This is a genomic window from Marinobacter sp. G11 (assembly GCF_021282325.1).
GTDB lineage: Bacteria > Pseudomonadota > Gammaproteobacteria > Pseudomonadales > Oleiphilaceae > Marinobacter > Marinobacter vinifirmus.
Genome location: NZ_JAJSPB010000002.1, coordinates 60169 through 80175, shown reverse-complemented (window position 1 = coordinate 80175; position 20007 = coordinate 60169). Strand labels below are relative to the sequence as shown.

Genomic DNA, 20007 nt, shown 5'->3' with positions numbered 1-20007 from the left:
TGGCGCATGCAGAATTTCGGTAAATTTATCGGACACCCTTTATGCATATTCTGATCATCACTCCTGCCGGCCCGGACTCCAAGGCCGGCAATCGAGCCACGGCCCTGCGCTGGCAGGTACTGCTGGAGCAATCCGGCCATCAGGTCCAGGTATTGACCGAATATGAAGGAGAAACGGCTGATCTTATGATCGCCCTTCACGCCTGGCGCAGTGCGCATGCGGTAGAGGCATGGAGAGAGCAAAATCCGGACAAGCCATTAATTGTCGTGCTGACGGGTACCGATATTTATCATCACCAGCATGAATATCCCGGGGCTACCTTGGTTTCGATGGACACGGCGGATTTGCTGATAGGCCTGCACGACCTGGTAGGCCGGGACATTCCGGAATCGTTCCGCGACAAACTGGTTACTCTTCGCCAGTCTGCGGCGCAGCCTGCCGTGCGTGGCGGCTCCCGGCCGGAATCAGGGCAGTTCAATATCTGTGTGATCGGCCACCTGCGTGATGAAAAAGACAGCCTGCGGGCCGCCCTTGCCGCGCGCCACCTGCCGGAAGATTCCAGCATTGTCGTTAATTGTGCCGGCCGCCCGCACACCGAGGAGTGGTGTGAGAAAGCGCTGGCAGAAAGCAAGGATAACCCGCGCTTTCACTGGTTAGGGGAGCTGGATAAACCGGGTCTGGAAAACCTGATGGCCGTGAGCAGTGTGATGGTCATCAGCTCTGTGATGGAAGGTGGCGCGAATGTGGTCTCTGAAGCCTGCAGGGCAGGTTTGCCCATTCTGGCGTCGGATATTCCGGGCAATAAGGGGCTGTTGGGTGAGGATTATCCGGGCTATTTCCCGGTTGGGGATGACAAGGCACTGGCCCAGTTGATGAGCCGGGCAGAGCGGGAACCGGAGTACCTGGCAAAACTGAGAGCGGCTGTGTCGGCGCTCGCTGAAACCTTCACTCCTGAAAAAGAACGCCAGAGCCTGGACGAGGCTCTGGCGCGGGTACTCGACATTCGAGGCTAAGGTACGTTTTACAGTACTTTTTTCGCCTCGGCGGTCAGCTGGCTGTAGCCTTTCATGCTCTTGAAGGCTTCCAGCTTCTGCTTGTCTTCGGCGCTCGGGTTGGCAATCTGCTCGATGGAAGTAATGCCTGCTTCTTTCATCTTCTTCGCAGTCGCCGGTCCGATACCCTTCACGCGGGTAAGATCAGACTTGTCCGCAGGCTTGGCTGCCTTCGGAGTAGCAGCTTTCCTGGCGGCAGGCTTTTTGGCAGGCGCCTTTTTTGCAGCCGGCTTGCTGCCTGTAGCGGATTTGGCCGCAGACTTGGCCTTGCTGGCTGTTTCGTCCGCCGCTTTGCGGGCTTCCTTGGAGGCAATACCCACACGCTCCAGCAGGGTGGCCTGCAATTCGTGGAACTCGTTCATCCGGCGCTCGAACTCTTCGTTAAAACGCTTCATTTCCCGGTCACGCAGCTCGTCCATGTCTTTGAGCAGCTTGCGCACGGGGTCCTGAATCTGGTGCTGCAGGTGGTCGAACTGTTGCAGGGCATCGCTAATCAGCCCCTCGATCTGGGCAGAGGTTTTCTCGAACTCTTTGTTCACCTTCTTGACGATCTTATCTACGCTCGGTTTGGCTTTCTTTGCCATGGGGACGTCTCCTTGCAGACGGATGCTTGGTAAGTACTACGGGGTATCAGGCCAGTTGCCTCATGCTCGCGACGGGGCCCGGGCCACGGCGGGATTTGAGGCTTTGTTTTTTCAGAAGTACTTCGTGAATGCGCCGGAGTTTTTCTGACAGGGGAGATGCGTCTTTGGTGTTAAGGTCAGAAAAATCAATCGAATAGAAGAAATTGCTACAGTGCTTTCTCTTTTCGGTGACCAGGCCGGAGACACCCTCGGCCCGGATTTCCTCAAACGGCATATCCATTACCAGCTCCAGAACCAGGGTATCGCCCGGCTCGAAAACCTTGTCGGTTTTCATCACGCAGCCATAGCTGTCCAGCTCGTACACGCGGGCCTCGACGGTTTCTTTACGAAACAGTCCCTGGCGAACACGGAAGCGGGCAACCAGATCCGGTAGTGGGTCGTTCATTAACCTGTATCTCTGCGTTTTTCAGTACATCAGAATGTGTATATAGATCAAACAATAGACGGCGAAAGCAATTATGGCAATGCTGTCAGCCGTCTACGGTAACCCTTTCAGGGAAGGGTTCAAGAGCCTGGCCGGTGATTCCGGGCCAGATCCGTTACCGTGAACGGGTTTTGATTTCGTACATATCAACACGGCGATCTTTAAGATTAGTGACAGAACCTTCGTTACGTACCAGTTTCAGCTTTTCCAGGTCCATATCCGAGAACATGATCATCTCGGTGTTGGGCGTGGTTTCCGCCATCACGGCATCGTGGGGGAAGGCGAAGTCCGAAGGCGAGAATACGGATGACTGGGCGTACTGAACGTCCAGGTTTTCCACCTTGGGCAAGTTACCCACGCTCCCGGTGATCACCACATAGCATTCGTTTTCAATGGCTCGCGCCTGGGCGCAGTGGCGTACCCGCAGGTAGCCGTTCTTGGTGTCTGTCCAGAAGGGCACACAGATAATATCGACGTTCTGGCTGGCTGCAATACGACCCAATTCCGGGAATTCGATGTCGTAGCAGATCTGGATAGCCACGCGGCCGGCATCTGTTTCGAACACCTCGAAGCTGTTGCCACCTTCGATCACCCAGTCACGGCGTTCATGGGGTGTGATGTGAATCTTGCGCTGCTCATCAACCCGACCGTCCCGGTGGCAGAGATAGGAGACGTTGTATACCCGGTCGTTCTCGATCAGCGGCATGGAGCCGGTGATGATGTTGATGTTGTAGCTGACAGCCATTTCCGACATCTCGTTACGGAACTGTTCGGTAAAGCCGGCCAGGAAGCGAATGGCGCGGGTCTGGTCCATCTGATCGGTCAGGCCCATCAACGGCGCGTTGAAGAACTCGGGGAACAGGGCGAAATCGCTTTTGTAGTCCGACAGGGCATCGACGAAGTACTCCACCTGCTTGAGCACTTCCTCAACAGAGGTGAATTCCCGCATCTGCCACTGAACTGCCCCCATACGCACCTGGGTTTTCTTCACGTCCAGCACTGAGGAGGGCGGGGTATACAGGATGTTTCGCCACTCCAGAAGCGTGGCATAGCCCATGGATTTTTCGTCTTCCGGCAGGTATTTGTGCATCAGCCGGGTAACCTGGAAGTCATTGGAGAGCTGGAAGCTCAGAATCGGATCGTAGATCTCTTTGCGGTCTACCCGATGGATGTACTCTTCCGGGGTGTACTGCTCGGAATACTTGAAGTAGTTGGGAATACGGCCGCCGGCCAGGATGGCCCGAAGGTTCATGGAGCGACACAGTTCCTTTCGGGCTTCATACAAGCGCCGACCCAGACGATAGCCGCGATATTCATGGTGGATGAACACATCCAGCCCGTACAGGGAATCACCATTGGGGTTGTGCCAGATCTTTTCGTTGCGAAGGATCAGGTCGTCGTAGGCGTGGGGGTTGCTGAACCGCTCGTACTTAACGCTTACGGTTAGTGCTACGGCTACCAGGTGGCCATTGTCTTCAATACAGATCTGGCCATCCGGGAATTGCTCCACCAGCGCCTTGATGGTGTCTTTTGGCCATGCACCGCCGATGTCGTCATAAACATCGTCCATCAGTTCCTGGAGCTGTGGGTAATCCTCGAGGGTGAGGTTGCGCAGGTTCAGGTGCAGTTCTTCGTGGGCCATTCAGAGATTCTCCGTTTTTGACGAGCGGATGCACGGTTCAGGATGCATCAGTTTAACAGAGGTTCCTGAATACTTCGCCCGGGACTATTGGTCCAGGTATTTGATACGCCGGCTCAGCTCTTCCAGCGTTTTCCGGCCAATACCATTGGATTCATCACTGAGGTACGGGTTCTTGAGGGTGATGATGGTGCGATGCTTGAGGTTAAGTTCGTTCATCGCGCGGCCGAAGTATGTGTTCAGATAGTCCGCAAAACTGCCATCATTGATGGCGCGCTCAATGCCAAGCTGAAGCCGGTGGGCGGTGTCGTGATCGTGTTTTGCGGCAAACAGGTATGAAGGTAGCGGGTAAGCAATCAGGAGATTAGGCTCAATCACCAGGCCACTGGCGCGGGGCTGTTCGAGGTCAAACAGTACTTCACTGATGCCCCGGGCAAAGCAGTCGAAACGTTGGTTCAGCAGCATCCCGAACAGCACTTCGAAACGTGGATTGGTGATGACTCGTAGCCCGTTGGCCTCGAGAATCGGGGTGTCTGGCCAGTGCGTTCCCTGGCCAATACTGATTTTACGGGCTTTGATGTCTTCAAGGCTGGAAATATCTTTGAACTTCGGCAGGTTTTCCGGCATGACCAGGCAAACCCGAAAGCCCAGCAAGCCGCCATCCACCGGAACCGGGATCGGGTTCAGGCTGTCTTCCCGTTCAGCCGTGGTGGCAACGTTGGCAATATCAAGGATACGGTTGTTACGTTTGGTCAGCTCCAGCAAGGCCCGCCCCTGGCTGACCTCTACACTGCGAAGTAACTCGTAGCTGCCGTATTCGGGGGTTTTGTCCAGGGCCAGCAACACCAGGTTGCGAATTGCCGGGCTATCGTAGTTGCGGTACCAGAGGGTGAGCTCCCGGTGGTTGTCTGTTGTTTCGGCAACCACATGGGTGGCGGGTACCAGGCTTGCCAGCAGGCAGGCCGCGAAAGAAACGACGCGGAAAAGGGGAGTACAACCCAAGTCGGCTTTCCTTCTGGAAGATGCGTGAAATGTCGTTGTATTGTTCTGATTTGCATTGTTGTTGCTTTACGGGCAATTTTGCAACGCAAATTCGCGGTAACTGGAACCAGGACACCAAATTCATGGCTTTGATCGACAGTATAGAGGAGGTTGGGCCGGACCGGGTGCGGAAAAAGGGCTTCAAGGCGGAATAATCCGCCCTCGCTCGGTTAGCCAGCACCCAGTTCGGCGATGGCCTGAAGGAAAGTTTCGCCGTACTTCTCCAGCTTGGCGGCACCAACCCCGCTGATTTCGCCCAGTTCTTCGATACTGCCAGGGCGGCGCTGGAGCATTTCAAACAGGGTGGTGTCGTGGAAGATCACATAGGGCGGCACCCCCTGCTTGTCTGCCAGCTCCTTGCGGCAGGCCCGCAAGGCGTCCCAGCCAGCGTGGTCGGTGACCTGGTCCCGGATATCCTGCCCGCTGGCGCGACTGCCAGATGACTTGCTGCCGGAGCTCTTCTTCTGCACCGGGTCTTTACGCAGCTGAATAGGCTGTTCACCTTTCAGCAGGGGGCGGCAGCGTTCGGTCAGCTGCAGGGCGCCATAGCCTTCCGGATCTGCGCGGAGATATCCGTTAGCCACCAGTTGCCGGAATACCGACTTCCATTCGGTCGCCGATAAATCCTGCCCGATGCCATAGGTGGAAATGGCCTGGTGGCCGGATTGCAGGATGCGTTCGTTCTCTGAGCCGCGTAGCACATCAATGACATAGTTAACGCCAAAGCGCTGGCCGGTACGGTACACGCAAGACAGGGCTTTCTGTACAGCAACCGTGCCATCCCAGGTTTCCGGCGGGTTCAGGCAGGTGTCGCAGTTACCGCAGGGCTGCTCTAGGGTGTCACCGAAGTAGCGCAGCAGAACCTGCCGGCGGCATTGAGTGACTTCACACAGGCCCAGCATGGCATCCAGTTTCTGCCGCTCGACACGTTTAAACTGGTCATTGCCCAGGGACGCTTCCAGCATCTGCCGCAGTTTGATGACATCCTGCAGGCCGTAAACCATCCAGGCCGTCGAGGGTTTGCCGTCACGACCGGCCCGGCCGGTTTCCTGGTAGTAGGCTTCCAGGCTCTTGGGAAGGTCCAGGTGGGCAACAAACCTGACATCCGGTTTGTCGATGCCCATGCCAAAGGCGATGGTCGCCACAATGATTACGCCATCTTCGCGCAGAAAGCGTTCTTGGTTCCTGGCTCGTTCTTCGGCAGTCAGGCCGGCGTGGTAGGGCAGTGCCAGGTAGCCTTTGCTGGCCAGCAACCTGGCAGTGGCGTCTACCTTGTTCCGGGAAAGGCAGTAAACAATGCCGCAGTCACTTTCATGTTCGGCTTTAATAAAGTCCAGTAACTGTTTGTTGGCATTGGTTTTTGGAGTGATTCGATACTGGATGTTCGGACGATCGAAACCGCTGATGAAGTGCCGGGCCTGGGTCAGTGACAGGCGCTCGGCTATTTCCTTTCGGGTACGCTCATCGGCGGTTGCGGTCAGGGCAATCCGGGGAATGCCGGGAAATTCTTCCGCCAGCATGCTCAGCTGCAGGTAATCAGACCGGAAATCATGGCCCCACTGGGAGACACAGTGGGCTTCGTCGATGGCAAACAGAGACAGGGACGCGTTGTGCAGCAGTTCAATGGTACGAGGCTGGATCAGCCGTTCCGGTGCGCAATACAGCAGGTCCAGTTCGCCGGTCATTAGGGCATATTCGGTGGCCCGGGCCTGCTCGAAATCCATGGTGGAGTTCAGGAACGCCGCTTTCACGCCCAGTTGTTTCAGGGCGGCCACCTGGTCCTGCATCAGGGCGATCAGCGGCGAGATGACCACCGCCGTACCCGGTCGAACCAGCGCCGGCACCTGATAACACAAGGACTTACCGCCGCCGGTGGGCATCAGTACCAGGGCATCACCACCGCCCACCACTTCCTGCACGATATCGCCCTGCAGCGGCCGGAAACTTTCGTAACCGAATACCTCGTGCAGAACCTGCTCCGGGCTTCGGCCGGTGGCAGAAGGGGGTTCGCGGGTCAGTTGGTCAAAATCCTGGTCCGGATACATGCTGGTCTTTGCCTGTGGGCGGGAAATGTTCAGGGCGGGGATGATAACAGATCCGCCGGCGGGATTGGTTAACCCCGCCATTTCGGTGGAGGAAATCAGTGCCAAGACAGGATAGAATACCGCCAATTTCCAACCACTTGATTAACCGCTTCGAACAACAACAGGGCTTGCATGCAGGAATTTGACGCAATCCGTCCCTATTCGGATGAAGAAACAGCGCCGGCCATCAAACGCCTGGTTAATGATCGGGAGTTCCTCGACATGGTGGGCCGCTTCAAGTCCCCCCTGGCGGCGAAGTGGGCGCCGGCGGTCTTGCGGATGTTTGTACGGCGCTGGCTGGTTGGCAACTTCGGCCACTACCATCGGGTGGATGACCTGCAGGCGGAGCTGTCAAAGTACGTGGGCGAACTGGTTGAAAGCACCACCTCCCGGGTAACCCACAGCGGCCTGGAGAACCTGAGCAAGACCAACGCCCATTTGTTTATCTCCAACCACAGGGACATCGTGTTTGACCCAATGGTGGTGAATTACCTGCTGTTCCAGAACGGTTTCCTGACCACCCGCATTGCTATTGGCGACAATCTGCTGCAGAACCGGGTGTTTGCAGAGATGATGCGCCTGAACAAGAGCTTTGTGGTGCGTCGTAACATGACCAGCCCCCGGGAAATGCGCGATGCCTACCTGACGCTGTCCGGGTTTATCAACCACAGCATCGACACCAACCACAGCATCTGGATAGCCCAGCGTGAAGGCCGCGCGAAGGACGGTATAGACGCCACGGACCCTGCCATCATCAAGATGTTCTACATGAGCCGGAAGAAATCCGGGCTGGCCTTTGGCGAGGCCATGAACCGGCTGCATATTGTGCCGGTGTCTATTGCCTACGAGTACGACCCCTGCGATGCCGACAAAGCCAGGGAGCTGGAAGTGAAGGCCCGTACCGGCAGTTACCAGAAAACCGAAGGGGAAGATTCCGAGCAAATTGTAAAAGGCCTGACCGGTTACAAGGGGCATGTGCATGTGCACTTCGGTGCGCCTATTGCTGATGCTCCGGATAATCCGAAAGCCCTGGCCGCCCGCATCGACCACGAAATGCACGCCAATTACCATCTGCATGCATCCAACCTGGTGGCTTACCAGATGCGGGGCGTTCACCCGGAAGCCCGGGAAACACCGGGCAGTGTCAGCGAAAGCGTGGTGACGGCAGAAACCTGGTCACCGGCGGACCTGGATGCGGCCCGTGCTGAAATGGAGCGCCGGCTGGAAGCCTGTGATCCGGCTATCCGGCCTTACCTGCTGGATATGTACGCCAATCCGGTGGTCAACGCCCTGGCCGCCAATAACAACGGCGAGGCGCTGACGCCAACCGAAGAATAGCCTAGGCCCAGAGCATGGCGCCCATCTCCAGCGGATGGGTGAGGGCGTCATGGTAGGGATAGGCCCTCAAGCGCAGGGTTTGCAGGCCCGGGTAGGGCGCTTTGATGCGCGCGGAGAACAAAGTTTTGCCATCCTGGTCACCTGCCGGTTCCAGGATAAAACTGTCCGGCCCGGGCTCGCCATGGCTGCCGGTACAGTCCGGTGATACCACGCATTCCACCCGGATATCCTCCGGTGCCAGCCCGTTCAGGGCCACTTCCACGCTCAGTTCCACTTCTTCATCCCAGTTGCAGCGGTCTGTGACACAACCGTGCATCTGAATGTTCACCCCGTGCCAGGCCGCCCGTATCCGCGCCTTCCATTGCGCCAGCTCGTTGGCCAGTTCGCCTTTGTTTGCCGCCAGGCGGTGGCCCTGGGCGCTGGCCGGCTGGTAATAGTTCCGTACGTAATCCATCACCATGCGCTGGGAATTGAACCGGGGCGTAATGGTTTTCATGGACGCCTTGGAACGGGCCACCCAGTCTTTCGAGTAACCCTGGGCTTCCCGTTTGTAGTACAGCGGGATAATTTCCATTTCCAGCAAGTCGAGCAGGTCCCGGGCTTCTTCACGGTTGCGGAATTCCTGGTCCAGGCGAATATCCCGGGGGGCAATGGCCCAGCCGTTGTTACCGTCGTAACCTTCGCCCCACCAGCCATCCAGCACACTCAGGTTAAGGGCGCCGTTCATGGCGGCTTTCTCGCCGGAGGTACCGCTGGCTTCTTTTGGATATTCCGGCGTATTCAGCCAGACATCCACGCCGCTTAACAGCCGCCTCGCCATGGCCTGGTCGTAGTCTTCCAGAAGAATAATGTGGCCCATCAGGGAAGGCTGCATGGACAGGTCATGGATGACCTTGATCAGTTGCTGCCCCGGGTTGTCCTTGGGGTGGGCCTTGCCGGCGAAGACCAGGACCACGGGGTTGTCGGGGTCTGTCAGCAGCCGCTCCAGCCGCGGCAGGTCGGAAAATATCAGGGTGGCCCGTTTGTAGGTGGCAAATCGCCGGGCAAAGCCGATCACCATGGCGTCTTTTTCGGGGGATACCAGCTTTCGGGTCATACGCTCGGTGACCGAATGGCCGGTGCCGTTGCGCTGATGCTGGTGCCTTAACCGGCGCACGATGAATTCCGCCATCTGCTGTTTCAGGGCTTTATGCACGCTCCAGTAGTGATAATCCGGAATTCTGTCGACAAAATTCCAGAAATCCGGGTTTCTCAGCTCGCTTTTCCAGGTGGGCGCCTGGATTTCAAACAGGCTGGCCCATTCCGGCGCCAGAAAGGTAGAAACATGCACGCCGTTGGTGATGTAACCAATGGGGTTTTCTTCCGGAGGAATTTGCGGCCAGATACTGCCTTCCATTTCCGAGGCGACCCCGCCGTGGATACGGCTGACACCGTTGTGGAACCGCGAGCCCCGCAAGCCCAGGCTGGTCATGTTGAAGGTGCCATCGCCGTTCTTGGTGCCCAGCTCGAAAACCCGGTCAAAATCCAGCCCTGCGGTTTCCGTATACGGGCCCAGGGCATGGGCAACCAAATCCCGGGGGAAAATGTCATGGCCGGCGGGTACCGGCGTATGGGTGGTAAACAGGGTGCAGGCGGCAACGGATTCCAGGGCGGCCTCGAAGCTGAGGCCATGTTCCATGGCCATCCGGCAGCGCTCCAGGATCTGGAAGGCGGCGTGGCCTTCGTTAATGTGCCAGGCGGTGGGCTTGATGCCCAGTGCTGCCAGCGCGCGGGTGCCCCCGATGCCCAGCAGGATTTCCTGGCTGATGCGGGTGTCTGAATCGCCGCCGTACAGTTGCAGGGTCAGTTCCCGGTCCTGCTCGTTGTTCTCTGGTGTATTGGCATCGAGCAGGTACAGGCGGATATGGCCAACCCGCGCCTGCCAGACCCGGGCCCACAGCTCCCGCCCCGGGAAGGGCACGGAAATCTTGAGTTGCTCGCCATCCTGTTCTACCGGGCTGATGGGCAGCTCGTCGCTGTCGTGGCACTGATACCGGGCTACTTGCTGGCCCTGGGCATCAATGGTCTGCATGAAATAGCCCTGCTGGTACAACAACCCTACCGCGACGAAGGGCAGGCCGAGATCGCTGGCCGCTTTGCAGTGGTCGCCGGCCAGGATGCCCAGGCCACCGGAATAGATCGGAAAGCTTTCGTGAAACCCGAACTCGGCGCAAAAATAGGCCACCAGGCTGGTTTCGGGGTTGAGTAGCTCCACTACTTCTGCACCCGGCCCGGCCTCTACGTAGGCATCGTAACTGGACAGCACCCGACGGTATTCGGCGAGAAAGGCCCGGTCGGCAGCGGCTTCTTCAAGCCGGTGCTGGGATACCCGGCGCAGAAACAGCTTCGGGTTGTGTTCCACCTTTTGCCACAGGCGCAGATCAATACGGGCAAACAGGCCCCGTACGCCGTGGTTCCAGCTGTAAAACAGGTCGTTTGCCAGCTCGCCCAGCCGATGCAGGGCTTCGGGCAGTTGGGGTCGGGCTTCAAGCCGGAATTCCGTAGCCTTGTGCATGTTCAGAACCTCCCTGTGGTTACTGGTTATGCCTGAGCTTGTTGTAGAGGGCGGCGTATTCACCGGCCCGGTGCTTCCACGAGTAATCTGCGGTCATGCCATTTTGCTGCAGCTGTTGCCAGGTTTTCCGGTGCTTGCGGGCCTCGAGCGCCCGGTTCACGGCGCGCTTCAGCCCGTGGGCGTTGGGCTCCCGGAAAACAAATCCGTTGGCGTCCCGTACCGGCACCTCGCCGGGGTCCAGTACGGTATCGTTCAGCCCGCCCGTGCCGTGCACCACCGGAATAGTGCCGTAACGCAGGCTGTACATCTGGTTCAGGCCACAGGGCTCAAACCGGGATGGCATCAGGAAGATGTCCGCGCCGGCGGTTATTTCGTGGGCCAGGGCCTCGTTATAACCCAGCGTAAGTGACAACTGTTCGGGCCAGTCCCGGGCCAGGTGTTGCAGCGCCTGTTGGTAACGGGCCTCTCCGGAACCGAGAATGGCAAACTGACACCCCTTTTCCAGTAAAGCCGGCAGTGCTTCCAGCAGCCAGTCCAGCCCCTTCTGTTCTACCAGACGCCCGACAAATCCCAGCACCGGAGCGCCGTTGACTTCCAGCCCCAGCTTGCGCTGCAGGGCTGCCCGGCACTGGGCTTTTCCGGAGGTATCGTCCGGGCTGTAGTGGAAATCCAGGTGCTGGTCCGACTTCGGGTTCCAGTAACGGTTATCGATGCCGTTCAATATGCCGGTCAAGGCATGGGACCGGTGTTCCAGCAAACCGTCGAGCCCATAGCCAAACTCCGGCGTGCGGATTTCCCGGGCGTAGCTCGGGCTCACAGTGGTGATGGCATCGCTGAACACCAGGCCGCCCTTGAGAAAGGAAAACTGGCCGTGAAATTCCAACTGGTCAAAGCGCCAGAGATGATCCGGCAACCCCAGCGCCCTGAACGTTTCATGGGAGAAAAGGCCCTGATAAGCCAGGTTATGGATGGTAAAGACAGTGGCGGGCGCGTGCTTGTCGTTGTGCAGGAACACGGGGATCAGGCCGGTTTGCCAGTCGTTGCAATGCACGATATCCGGCTTCCAGGATAACCCCAGTTGCCCCAGCGCCATCATGGCCCCGATACGGGCAAACAGGTGAAAACGATGGGCATTGTCCCACCAGTCTTCACCGTTTTCGTTCTGGTACGGGCTGTCACCTTGCCGGTCGAACAGGGCCGGACAATCCACCAGCCAGAGCAGTACCTGGGTCTCCGGCACCTGAGTTTGCCAGAGTGAAACATCGTATTGTCCGAAACGGAAGCGGGCCTTGCGCTGAGAACCGGCCTCCCGGGCTGCCTTGAGTGCAGCGGGATAACCCGGCAGCAGGATCTGGCAATCGTAGCCGAGCCGGCACAGGGCTTCCGGCAGGCTGCCGGACACATCGGCCAGGCCGCCGGTCTTTACCAGGGGAAAGACTTCGCTGGTGGCAAACAGAATTCGGGTCATGCATCGGCCTTCAGAATAATCAGCCCCAAGGGTGGCAGGGTAACCTCCACCGACGCCGGCCTGGCCATCCAGGGGGTGTCGGTTGCAGTCAGGGTAAACGGATTGCCCAGATTACTGCCACCGTAGTAGGTGGAGTCGGAATTGAAGATCTCCTGCCAGTTGCCGGCCAGGGGAACACCAATCCGGTAGTGATGCCGGGGCACGGGGGTAAAGTTGACCACGATCACCAAGGCCTCGCCACCGTGCTGGTCCGGTTTGCGCAGGTAGCTGACCACCGACTGGGTGGAGTCGTGGCAATCAATCCATTCAAAACCGGCTGCATTGTAGTCCAGCCGGTGCAGGGCAGGTTGTTCCCGGTACAGGCGGTTAAGATCCTGCACCAGTTTGTGGATGCCCTGATGCCCTTCGTGTTCCAGCAGGTGCCAGTCCAGCTCCCGTTTTTCACTCCATTCCTGCCGTTGGCCGAACTCGCCGCCCATAAACAGCAACTTGGCACCCGGGTAGGTGAACATGTAGCTGAACAGCAGCCGCAGCGATGCCCGTTGTTGCCAGTCGTCTCCGGGCATTTTCTGGATCAGGCTGGATTTGCCGTGTACCACTTCATCGTGGGACAGCGGCAACAGGAAGTTCTCGGAAAAGGCATACAGCAGCCCGAAGGTGAGCTTGTCGTGGTGGAATTGCCGGTAAACAGGGTCCTGCTGGAAGTAGTGCAGGGTGTCGTGCATCCAGCCCATGTTCCACTTCAGGTTGAAGCCAAGCCCGCCGACTTCCGGTGGCCGGGTAACCTGGGGCCAGGAGGTGGATTCCTCGGCCATCATCAGCACCCCGGGGAACCGGCCCTGGCACACCTGGTTGAGCTCCCGAAGGAAGGCAATAGCCTCCAGGTTCTCGTTGCCGCCGTATTCGTTCGGCAACCAGTCTTCTTCATTGCGGGAGTAATTCAGGTACAGCATGGAGGCAACGGCATCTACCCGCAGGCCATCCACATGGAAGGTGTCCAGCCAGAACAGGGCACTGCCAATCAGGAAGTTTTTTACTTCATGGCGGCTGTAGTTGTAGATCAGGGTGCCCCAGTCCTGGTGCCGGCCCCGGCGCGGGTCTTCATGTTCGTACAGGGCGGTGCCGTCGAACTTTGCCAGCGCGTGTTCGTCATCCGGAAAGTGTCCGGGAACCCAGTCCAGAATTACCCCGATATTGTGCTGGTGGCACTGGTCAATCAGGTAACGAAGGTCATCCGGGCTGCCGTAGCGGCTGGTGGGCGCGTAGTAACCGGTGGTCTGGTAGCCCCAGGATTCATCCAGGGGATGCTCGGTTACCGGCAGCAATTCAATATGCGTGAAGCCGCTCTCCAGTACGTATGGAATCAGCTGCTCTGCCAGCTCCCGGTAATTCAGCCAGCGGCCGGAACCGTGGTGGCGCCAGGAGCCGGGATGCACCTCGTAAATGGAAATGGGGCTGCGTTGCCAGTCAAACCGGTTGCGGCTTTCCAGCCAGTCGCCATCTTCCCAGCAATAGGCCCGGCGCTCGGTAACCCGGGCGGCGGTTGACGGCCTGAGTTCGAAGGCCTGGCCGTAAGGATCCGTTTTGGTGAGCTGGTGACCGTCGCGGGTTGTAATTGAAAACTTGTACAGGGCGTCAACCTGGACTTTCGGTATGAACACAGACCATACGCCGAATCCTTCATGCAGCTGCATGGCGTCTGCGTCGGCCTGCCAGTGATTGAAATCACCGACGACACTGACAGCCCTGGCATTGGGGGCCCAGACCGCAAAACGCACACCTTCGGTGCCTTTATGGGTCATGGGATGTGCGCCAAGCACATTATAGATATGCCAGTGCCGGCCTTCGGCCAGCAGGTAGAGGTCGAACTCGCTCAGGGTGGGGCTTTCCATAGTCCTCGGGTTCCCGTTCAGAATGGTACGGCTGGAGGTTAGACCATTGGACGTTTTTGCCGCTGATCGAAAAATGACCTGCGACAATTTTACGTCATAATTGGATGGTAGTGTTCTAGAATCTTATAAATCGTCAATGCAGTGTCTATTACCGTTCGCTCAGGACGGGCAGAGGACCAAGCGGGTTTTCAGGGAAGCAGAACTATGCAAATGGCAAAGCGTTACGTCAGCCGCCTGACGCGGCAAACCCTCGCCCTGGTGCTGGCCGGAGGCCGGGGCAGCCGGCTGGAAGACCTCACCAAGTGGCGGGCGAAGCCAGCAGTGCCTTTTGGCGGCAAGTTCCGGATTATCGATTTTCCACTCTCCAACTGTATCAACTCCGGCATCAGCCAGGTGGGTGTGATTACCCAGTACAAGTCCCACTCATTGATGCGACATATCCAGCGGGGCTGGGGCTTTTTGCGGGGCGAAATGGGGGAGTTTGTGGAGCTGCTGCCAGCCCAGCAGCGCATCGAAACCTCCTGGTACGAAGGCACCGCCAACGCGGTATTGCAGAACCTCGACATTATCCGCAGCCACAATCCGGAGTATGTGCTGATCCTAGCGGGTGACCACGTTTACAAGATGGACTACGGCACCATGCTGGCCGCCCATGTGGAGCAGGAGGCAGACGTTACGGTCGGTTGTATAGAAGTGCCCCTGGAAGACGCCAGGGCCTTCGGGGTGATGTCGGTGGACGACAAGCTCCGGATTACCGAGTTTGTTGAAAAGCCGGACAACCCCAAACCCATGCCCGGGCAGCCGGATAAAGCCCTGGCTTCAATGGGCATCTACGTGTTCAGTACCAAAATCCTGTTTGATGAGCTGCTGCGGGACCACGAACTCAGCACACTGTCATCCCACGATTTCGGCAAGGACATTATCCCGTCCATTATCGAACGCCTTCGGGTGTCTGCGTTTCCGTTCCGGGACCCGGTCAACAACAAACCGGCCTACTGGCGGGATGTCGGCACCATCGATTCGCTCTGGCAGGCGAATATGGAGCTGATCGGCGTCAGCCCTGAACTCAATCTGTACGATTCGGAATGGCCCATCTGGACCTACCAGGAACAGATGCCCCCGGCCAAGTTTGTATTTGATGACGATAACCGGCGGGGCTATGCGGTGGATTCCATGGTCGCCGGCGGCTGTATTGTGTCCGGCGCGCAGGTGCAGCGTTCACTGCTGTTTTCCAAGGTGATTGTCCATTCCTTTTGTACGGTAGAAGACACGGTTATTTTCCCCGATGTGGATATTGCCCGAAACTGCAAAATCCGCCGGGCGGTCATCGACCGGGGCTGCCGGATTCCGGAAGGGACCCGTATCGGCTATGACGCAGAACAGGATGCCAAACGCTTCTACGTATCACCCAAAGGCATTGTACTGGTAACCCCGGAGATGCTGGAGCAGGACTACCCCCATGGCCTCTGACGACCGCACACCGGTCGTGCTTTGCTGGCACATGCATCAGCCGGACTATCAGGACCAAAGCACTGGCGAATTCCTGTTTCCCTGGGTGTACCTGCACTGCATCAAAGACTACGCCGACATGGCCGCCCACCTGGAAGCCCACCCGGATGCCCGGGCCGTGGTGAACTTTGCGCCGGTGCTGCTGGAACAGATTGAAGAATACCTGGTGCAGATCGAGTGCTGGCGACATAAAGGCACCGGTATTGGTGATCCGGTACTGGCAGCCCTGGTGAGCGAGTCCCTTCCGGAGCCCGGTTCGCCCGGTTTCCTGGACCTGATGGACAAGTGCCTTCGAGCCAATGCCGACCGAATCATCAAACGATTTCCCGCTTACCGCAGGTTGTCCGAGCTGGCCGGTTTCTATCGCGTCCGGCCGGATATACAGCGCTATATCTCCGTCCAGTTCCTGGAAGACCTGCTGGTGTGGTACCACCTTGGCTGGATGGGAGAAACCGTTCGCCGGTCTCACACTGTTATCCGCAGCCTTCAGGAAAAAGGCCATCAGTATTCCCGTGAAGACCGGCTGGCCGTGCTGGATGTCATTGCCGAGCTGTTAGCGGGCATCGGCCCGAGATACCGGCACCTGGAGCAGAACGGGCAGGTAGAACTGGCAATGAGCCCCTGGGCGCACCCCATCATGCCGCTGCTGCTGGACCTGAAATCCGCCAGTGAAGCGATTCCTGATATCCGGTTGCCCGAACACGGGCACTACCCCGGAGGAGACCAGCGGGCGGCATGGCATCTGGAAGAGGGCAAGAAAGTGTTCCAGCGGTTTTTCGGCAAACAGCCCACCGGTTGCTGGGCTTCCGAAGGCGCGCTGAGCCAGTCACTGTTACCCCTGTTGCACGATCATGGATTCCGCTGGACCGCCAGTGGGGATTCCGTGATCCACAACAGCATGAAACTGGCCCGGAACAAAGGTGCCGGCGATGGTGGCGGCAGTATCCACAGGCCATTCCGGTTCGCTGAACAGCCGCTGACCGTGCTTTTCCGTGATGACGGGTTGTCTGACCTGATCGGCTTTACCTATGCAGACTGGCACGCCCGGGATGCCGTGGGTGACCTGGTGCATCACATGGAGAATATTGCGAAGGACAATCGCAACAACGCCAATGCGGTGATTTCGGTGATTCTGGACGGAGAGAATGCCTGGGAATATTACCCGGAGAACGGCTACTACTTTCTGGACGAGTTGTACCGGGTTCTGGAGAACCACCCGGATCTGAAACTGACCACCTACCGGGATTACCTGGATACTCCGGACTGCCAGCCTGAGGGCCTGCCTCACCTTGTTGCAGGCAGCTGGATTTACGGAACCTTCTCAACCTGGATTGGCGACCCCGACAAAAACCGTGCCTGGGATTTGCTGTGTGAAGCCAAGCAGCATTACGACAAGGTGATGGACAACGGCTCGTTAAACGCGGAACAGAAGGCGGCGGCTGCACGGCAGCTAGGCTTGTGTGAGGGTTCGGACTGGTTCTGGTGGTTCGGGGATTACAACCCGGCTGCTGTGGTGAAAGATTTCGAACACCTTTACCGGCGCCATCTGGTCAACCTGTACGATGCCATCGGATACCCGGCACCACCGAGCCTGTTCCAGCCCCTGAGCCAGGGCGGTGGCGAGCCGGCCCGGGGCGGCGCCATGCGGCCAGGGCACGAATCGGGTGAGGGTTCATGACTCAGGCCCTGCCGCCCGTTTCTGTGTTTTCCCGGCGCCGTGCCGGTGTGCTGCTTCACCCGACAGCCTTGCCGGGCAGCCACGGCAAGCTGGGCGAAAGCGCTCGGAGGTTTGTGGACTGGCTTGCAGCGGCCGGTGTGACTGTCTGGCAAACGCTGCCTATCGGGCCGACCCATCCGGATCTGTCACCCTATCAGTCGCTGTCGGCCCACGCCGGTAACCCAGAGCTGATCGACTTCAGGGAACTGCCCGGCAAACAGGAAAGCCGGGAGATTGACGATGCCTGGCCACAATTTCTGGCCAGCCACAGCCACTGGCTGGATGACTACGCACTGTTTATGACCATCCGGGCCAGATACCCGGGAACAGCCTGGCCCGACTGGCCCGACCCCCTGCGACGGCGCGATGCAGGCGCACTGACAGAGTTTTCCCGGGCCAATGAATCAGCCATCGAACAGGTGAAGTACGAGCAGTTCCTGTTCCACCGGCAATGGCATGCGCTCAGGGAATATGCCCGGGACCGGGGCGTGCTGATGTTCGGGGACATTCCCATCTTTGTGGCCCACGACAGCGCCGATGTCTGGGCCAATCCGGAGCAGTTCAAGCTGGATGCAAACGGTCAGCCGCTGGCAGTAGCTGGCGTTCCGCCGGATTATTTTTCGCCGGACGGCCAGCACTGGGGTAACCCGCTTTATAACTGGCAGGCCATGGCACGGGATGGTTACCGGTGGTGGCTCAGCCGCCTGGCCAGCCAGCGGGAAAAGTTTGATCTGTTGCGGATAGACCATTTCCGGGGCCTGCAGGCGTTCTGGGAAATTCCTGCCAGTGACCCCCGGCCGGTGAACGGCTACTGGGTGCCCGGCCCGGGGGATGACTTCCTGTCGGCCTGTTTCCGGGAACTGCCGGACCTTCCCCTGGTGGCCGAGAATCTCGGCATTATCGGCGACGATGTGGAGCAGTTGCGCCACCGTTTCCGGTTGCCCGGCATGACGGTTCTGCAGTTCGGCTTTGACGGCAGCCCGGGCAATCCGCACCTGCTGCATAACCACAGGGCGGAAGATCTGGTGTACACCGGTACCCACGACAACGACACCACCCTGGGCTGGTACCACAGCCTTGATGAGCGCACGCGGCAACACGTAAACCACTACCTGAGAATTACCGGCGAAGAGTCAGCGCAGATGCCCTGGCCAATTATCCAGGCCGCCATGGGATCGGTCTCCGGGCTGGTGGTTGTGCCCGTACAGGACTTGCTGGGCCTGGACTCTGATGCCCGATTCAACACCCCCGGCACCATCGAGAACAACTGGATATGGCAGCTTCCAGAGCATTATCAGGAGCTTGTGGATATTGCCCGGCTCAGGGAAACGGTTCAGCTATACGGGCGGTAATGTTGCTCCGTTTATTTATTGATCAGAGTCAAGTTGATCAATAAACAAACAGATATAACTGGTGCATGAACAGGTATAACCTGTATCCGCCAGAAAACAAAAGTTTGTGAAAGGGGGCTCGAATGGAACACCGTCTTAGCCAGCGAATTGAAGGGGAGTTGCCTATACTGGTGTACAAGCGTGGTATGCCTGTAGCCACCGGGGCGATAAAAGATGCGTCCAGGCGGGGGCTTTTTATTGTCACCGGCTTTGATGATGTGCGGCTGAACCAGGCCCTGCACTTGTCGTTCCGGTTTCCCGAGCAACCCGAGAAACACCATACACTGAAGGCCCATGTGGTTCGAAGGGCCGACCAGGGGCTCGGCGTCGATTTTGACAGCGCAGAGAATGACGCAAGGGTCATTTCCGAGCTGATACTCTGGTTGGAAGACCACAAAGACTCAGAAGGCCGGGCGGCCCTCAGACATCGCAAGATTCACTAAAAACCCGAAACGAAAGGAAGAAACAGCAATGGCTAGACTGGAAGGCAAGGTAGCAGCGGTAACCGGCGGAGCATTGGGCCTGGGCCGGGCCATGGTGGAACGGATGGTAGAGCAGGGCGCGGCAGTAGGTGTGCTCGACGTGCTTGATAAAGAAGGCGAAGCCCTGGTGCAGGAACTCACCAAAAAAGGTTTCCGGGTCGCTTACTGGCATTGTGACGTGGCCGATGAAAGCCAGGTGAAAGCAGCGCTGGATGGCGTGGCCGAGCGCTTTGGCAAGCTCAACGTTATGGTGAGCAATGCCGGTATCTCCGGTGCCAACAAGCCGACCCACGAAGTGACCGAGGCAGAATGGGACAAGGTTCAGGATATCAACGTAAAGGGTGTGTTTTTCTGCACCAAGCACTCGGTTCCGCACATGCTGAAAGCCGGAGGCGGCAGCATCGTCAACCTGTCCTCCATTTATGGCCTGGTAGGGGCGCCCGACGCACCGCCATACCATGCCTCCAAGGGTGCGGTACGGCTGATGTCCAAGACAGATGCCATGATCTACGCCAAAGACCGAATCCGGGTGAACTCTGTACACCCCGGCTTTATCTGGACACCGATGGTAGAGGGCCACATGAAAACCACCGGAGTGGATCCGGAAGAGGCCAGGAACGCCACCGCCGCCCTGCACCCGCTGGGCCATATGGGCGAGCCGGATGATATCGCCTGGGGTGTGGTTTACCTGGCGTCAGATGAATCCAAGTTTGTAACCGGCAGCGAGCTGGTGATCGACGGTGGCTACACCGCACACTGACGGCTTGAGGCC

Annotated in this window: 15 protein-coding genes; 7 read left to right on the top strand and 8 right to left on the bottom strand. The window is 58.2% G+C overall.

Annotation, left to right across the window (positions count from 1 at the left end; all coding sequences use genetic code 11):
* Positions 1-41 precede the first annotated feature (41 nt).
* Positions 42-1013 (top strand): selenoneine biosynthesis selenosugar synthase SenB, encoded by a 972-nt coding sequence (gene senB, locus LWH94_RS01680; protein ID WP_232900990.1) that lies wholly within the window; start codon positions 42-44, stop codon positions 1011-1013.
* A gap of 8 nt (positions 1014-1021) precedes the next feature.
* On the opposite strand, the gene LWH94_RS01675 is transcribed toward senB, so the two are convergent.
* From LWH94_RS01675 to recQ, 5 genes are all read right to left on the bottom strand, one after another.
* A complete protein-coding gene (locus LWH94_RS01675) occupies positions 1022-1636 on the bottom strand; it encodes a helix-hairpin-helix domain-containing protein (protein WP_094623994.1) in 615 nt (204 codons plus the stop codon).
* A gap of 46 nt (positions 1637-1682) precedes the next feature.
* Positions 1683-2081, bottom strand: a complete 399-nt coding sequence (locus LWH94_RS01670; RefSeq protein WP_058340929.1) for a hypothetical protein — start codon at positions 2079-2081, stop codon at positions 1683-1685.
* A gap of 154 nt (positions 2082-2235) precedes the next feature.
* Positions 2236-3762 carry a carbon-nitrogen hydrolase family protein gene (locus tag LWH94_RS01665; protein ID WP_232900989.1) on the bottom strand — a complete coding sequence of 509 codons (1527 nt, stop codon included), beginning with the start codon at positions 3760-3762 and terminating at the stop codon, positions 2236-2238.
* 84 nt (positions 3763-3846) lie between these two features.
* Positions 3847-4761, bottom strand: coding sequence for a hypothetical protein (locus tag LWH94_RS01660; RefSeq protein ID WP_332875476.1), 915 nt, complete (start codon positions 4759-4761; stop codon positions 3847-3849).
* 209 nt (positions 4762-4970) lie between these two features.
* Positions 4971-6845, bottom strand: a complete 1875-nt coding sequence (recQ, locus tag LWH94_RS01655) for a DNA helicase RecQ (protein ID WP_232901145.1) — start codon at positions 6843-6845, stop codon at positions 4971-4973.
* Positions 6846-7016: 171 nt separating this feature from the next.
* Between recQ and LWH94_RS01650 the strand changes: the two genes are divergently transcribed.
* Positions 7017-8222 carry a 1-acyl-sn-glycerol-3-phosphate acyltransferase gene (locus tag LWH94_RS01650; protein WP_232900987.1) on the top strand — a complete coding sequence of 402 codons (1206 nt, stop codon included), beginning with the start codon at positions 7017-7019 and terminating at the stop codon, positions 8220-8222.
* Between the two features lies 1 nt (position 8223).
* Here the strand turns inward: LWH94_RS01650 and glgP are convergent, their stop codons facing one another.
* The 3 genes from glgP to glgB are packed head-to-tail and all read right to left on the bottom strand — an operon-like array spanning position 8224 to position 14136.
* The gene (gene glgP / locus LWH94_RS01645; RefSeq protein WP_232900985.1) at positions 8224-10776 is read right to left on the bottom strand and encodes an alpha-glucan family phosphorylase; all 2553 of its coding nucleotides are present in this window, start codon (positions 10774-10776) and stop codon (positions 8224-8226) included.
* 19 nt (positions 10777-10795) lie between these two features.
* Entirely contained in the window at positions 10796-12244 is a 1449-nt protein-coding gene (gene glgA / locus LWH94_RS01640; protein WP_058340933.1) for a glycogen synthase GlgA, read from the bottom strand.
* Positions 12241-14136 carry a 1,4-alpha-glucan branching protein GlgB gene (gene glgB, locus LWH94_RS01635; RefSeq protein ID WP_232900983.1) on the bottom strand — a complete coding sequence of 632 codons (1896 nt, stop codon included), beginning with the start codon at positions 14134-14136 and terminating at the stop codon, positions 12241-12243. The genes glgA and glgB overlap by 4 nt, the downstream gene beginning before the upstream one ends.
* 210 nt (positions 14137-14346) lie before the next feature.
* On the opposite strand from glgB, the gene glgC reads away from it, so the two are divergent.
* From glgC to LWH94_RS01610, 5 genes are all read left to right on the top strand, one after another.
* The gene (glgC, locus tag LWH94_RS01630; RefSeq protein ID WP_227508263.1) at positions 14347-15606 is read left to right on the top strand and encodes a glucose-1-phosphate adenylyltransferase; all 1260 of its coding nucleotides are present in this window, start codon (positions 14347-14349) and stop codon (positions 15604-15606) included.
* Positions 15596-17323 carry a glycoside hydrolase family 57 protein gene (locus LWH94_RS01625; protein WP_232900981.1) on the top strand — a complete coding sequence of 576 codons (1728 nt, stop codon included), beginning with the start codon at positions 15596-15598 and terminating at the stop codon, positions 17321-17323. The genes glgC and LWH94_RS01625 overlap by 11 nt, the downstream gene beginning before the upstream one ends.
* Positions 17320-18714, top strand: a complete 1395-nt coding sequence (gene malQ / locus LWH94_RS01620) for a 4-alpha-glucanotransferase (RefSeq protein ID WP_232900979.1) — start codon at positions 17320-17322, stop codon at positions 18712-18714. The genes LWH94_RS01625 and malQ overlap by 4 nt, the downstream gene beginning before the upstream one ends.
* 122 nt (positions 18715-18836) lie before the next feature.
* Positions 18837-19196 (top strand): PilZ domain-containing protein, encoded by a 360-nt coding sequence (locus LWH94_RS01615; protein ID WP_232900978.1) that lies wholly within the window; start codon positions 18837-18839, stop codon positions 19194-19196.
* 28 nt (positions 19197-19224) lie between these two features.
* A complete protein-coding gene (locus LWH94_RS01610; protein WP_199457509.1) occupies positions 19225-19995 on the top strand; it encodes an SDR family NAD(P)-dependent oxidoreductase in 771 nt (256 codons plus the stop codon).
* Positions 19996-20007 lie beyond the last annotated feature (12 nt).

Bases quoted from the DNA above. Each gene is read 5' to 3' on its own strand.
- glgB (WP_232900983.1), bottom strand. From the start codon at position 14,136: ATGGAAAGCCCCACCCTGAGCGAGTTCGACCTCTACCTGCTGGCCGAA.
- LWH94_RS01670 (WP_058340929.1), bottom strand. From the start codon at position 2,081: ATGAACGACCCACTACCGGATCTGGTTGCCCGCTTCCGTGTTCGCCAG.
- LWH94_RS01675 (WP_094623994.1), bottom strand. From the start codon at position 1,636: ATGGCAAAGAAAGCCAAACCGAGCGTAGATAAGATCGTCAAGAAGGTG.
- glgA (WP_058340933.1), bottom strand. From the start codon at position 12,244: ATGACCCGAATTCTGTTTGCCACCAGCGAAGTCTTTCCCCTGGTAAAG.
- glgP (WP_232900985.1), bottom strand. From the start codon at position 10,776: ATGCACAAGGCTACGGAATTCCGGCTTGAAGCCCGACCCCAACTGCCC.
- LWH94_RS01610 (WP_199457509.1), top strand. From the start codon at position 19,225: ATGGCTAGACTGGAAGGCAAGGTAGCAGCGGTAACCGGCGGAGCATTG.
- LWH94_RS01615 (WP_232900978.1), top strand. From the start codon at position 18,837: ATGGAACACCGTCTTAGCCAGCGAATTGAAGGGGAGTTGCCTATACTG.
- LWH94_RS01650 (WP_232900987.1), top strand. From the start codon at position 7,017: ATGCAGGAATTTGACGCAATCCGTCCCTATTCGGATGAAGAAACAGCG.
- LWH94_RS01625 (WP_232900981.1), top strand. From the start codon at position 15,596: ATGGCCTCTGACGACCGCACACCGGTCGTGCTTTGCTGGCACATGCAT.
- LWH94_RS01665 (WP_232900989.1), bottom strand. From the start codon at position 3,762: ATGGCCCACGAAGAACTGCACCTGAACCTGCGCAACCTCACCCTCGAG.
- malQ (WP_232900979.1), top strand. From the start codon at position 17,320: ATGACTCAGGCCCTGCCGCCCGTTTCTGTGTTTTCCCGGCGCCGTGCC.
- senB (WP_232900990.1), top strand. From the start codon at position 42: ATGCATATTCTGATCATCACTCCTGCCGGCCCGGACTCCAAGGCCGGC.
- recQ (WP_232901145.1), bottom strand. From the start codon at position 6,845: ATGTATCCGGACCAGGATTTTGACCAACTGACCCGCGAACCCCCTTCT.
- glgC (WP_227508263.1), top strand. From the start codon at position 14,347: ATGGCAAAGCGTTACGTCAGCCGCCTGACGCGGCAAACCCTCGCCCTG.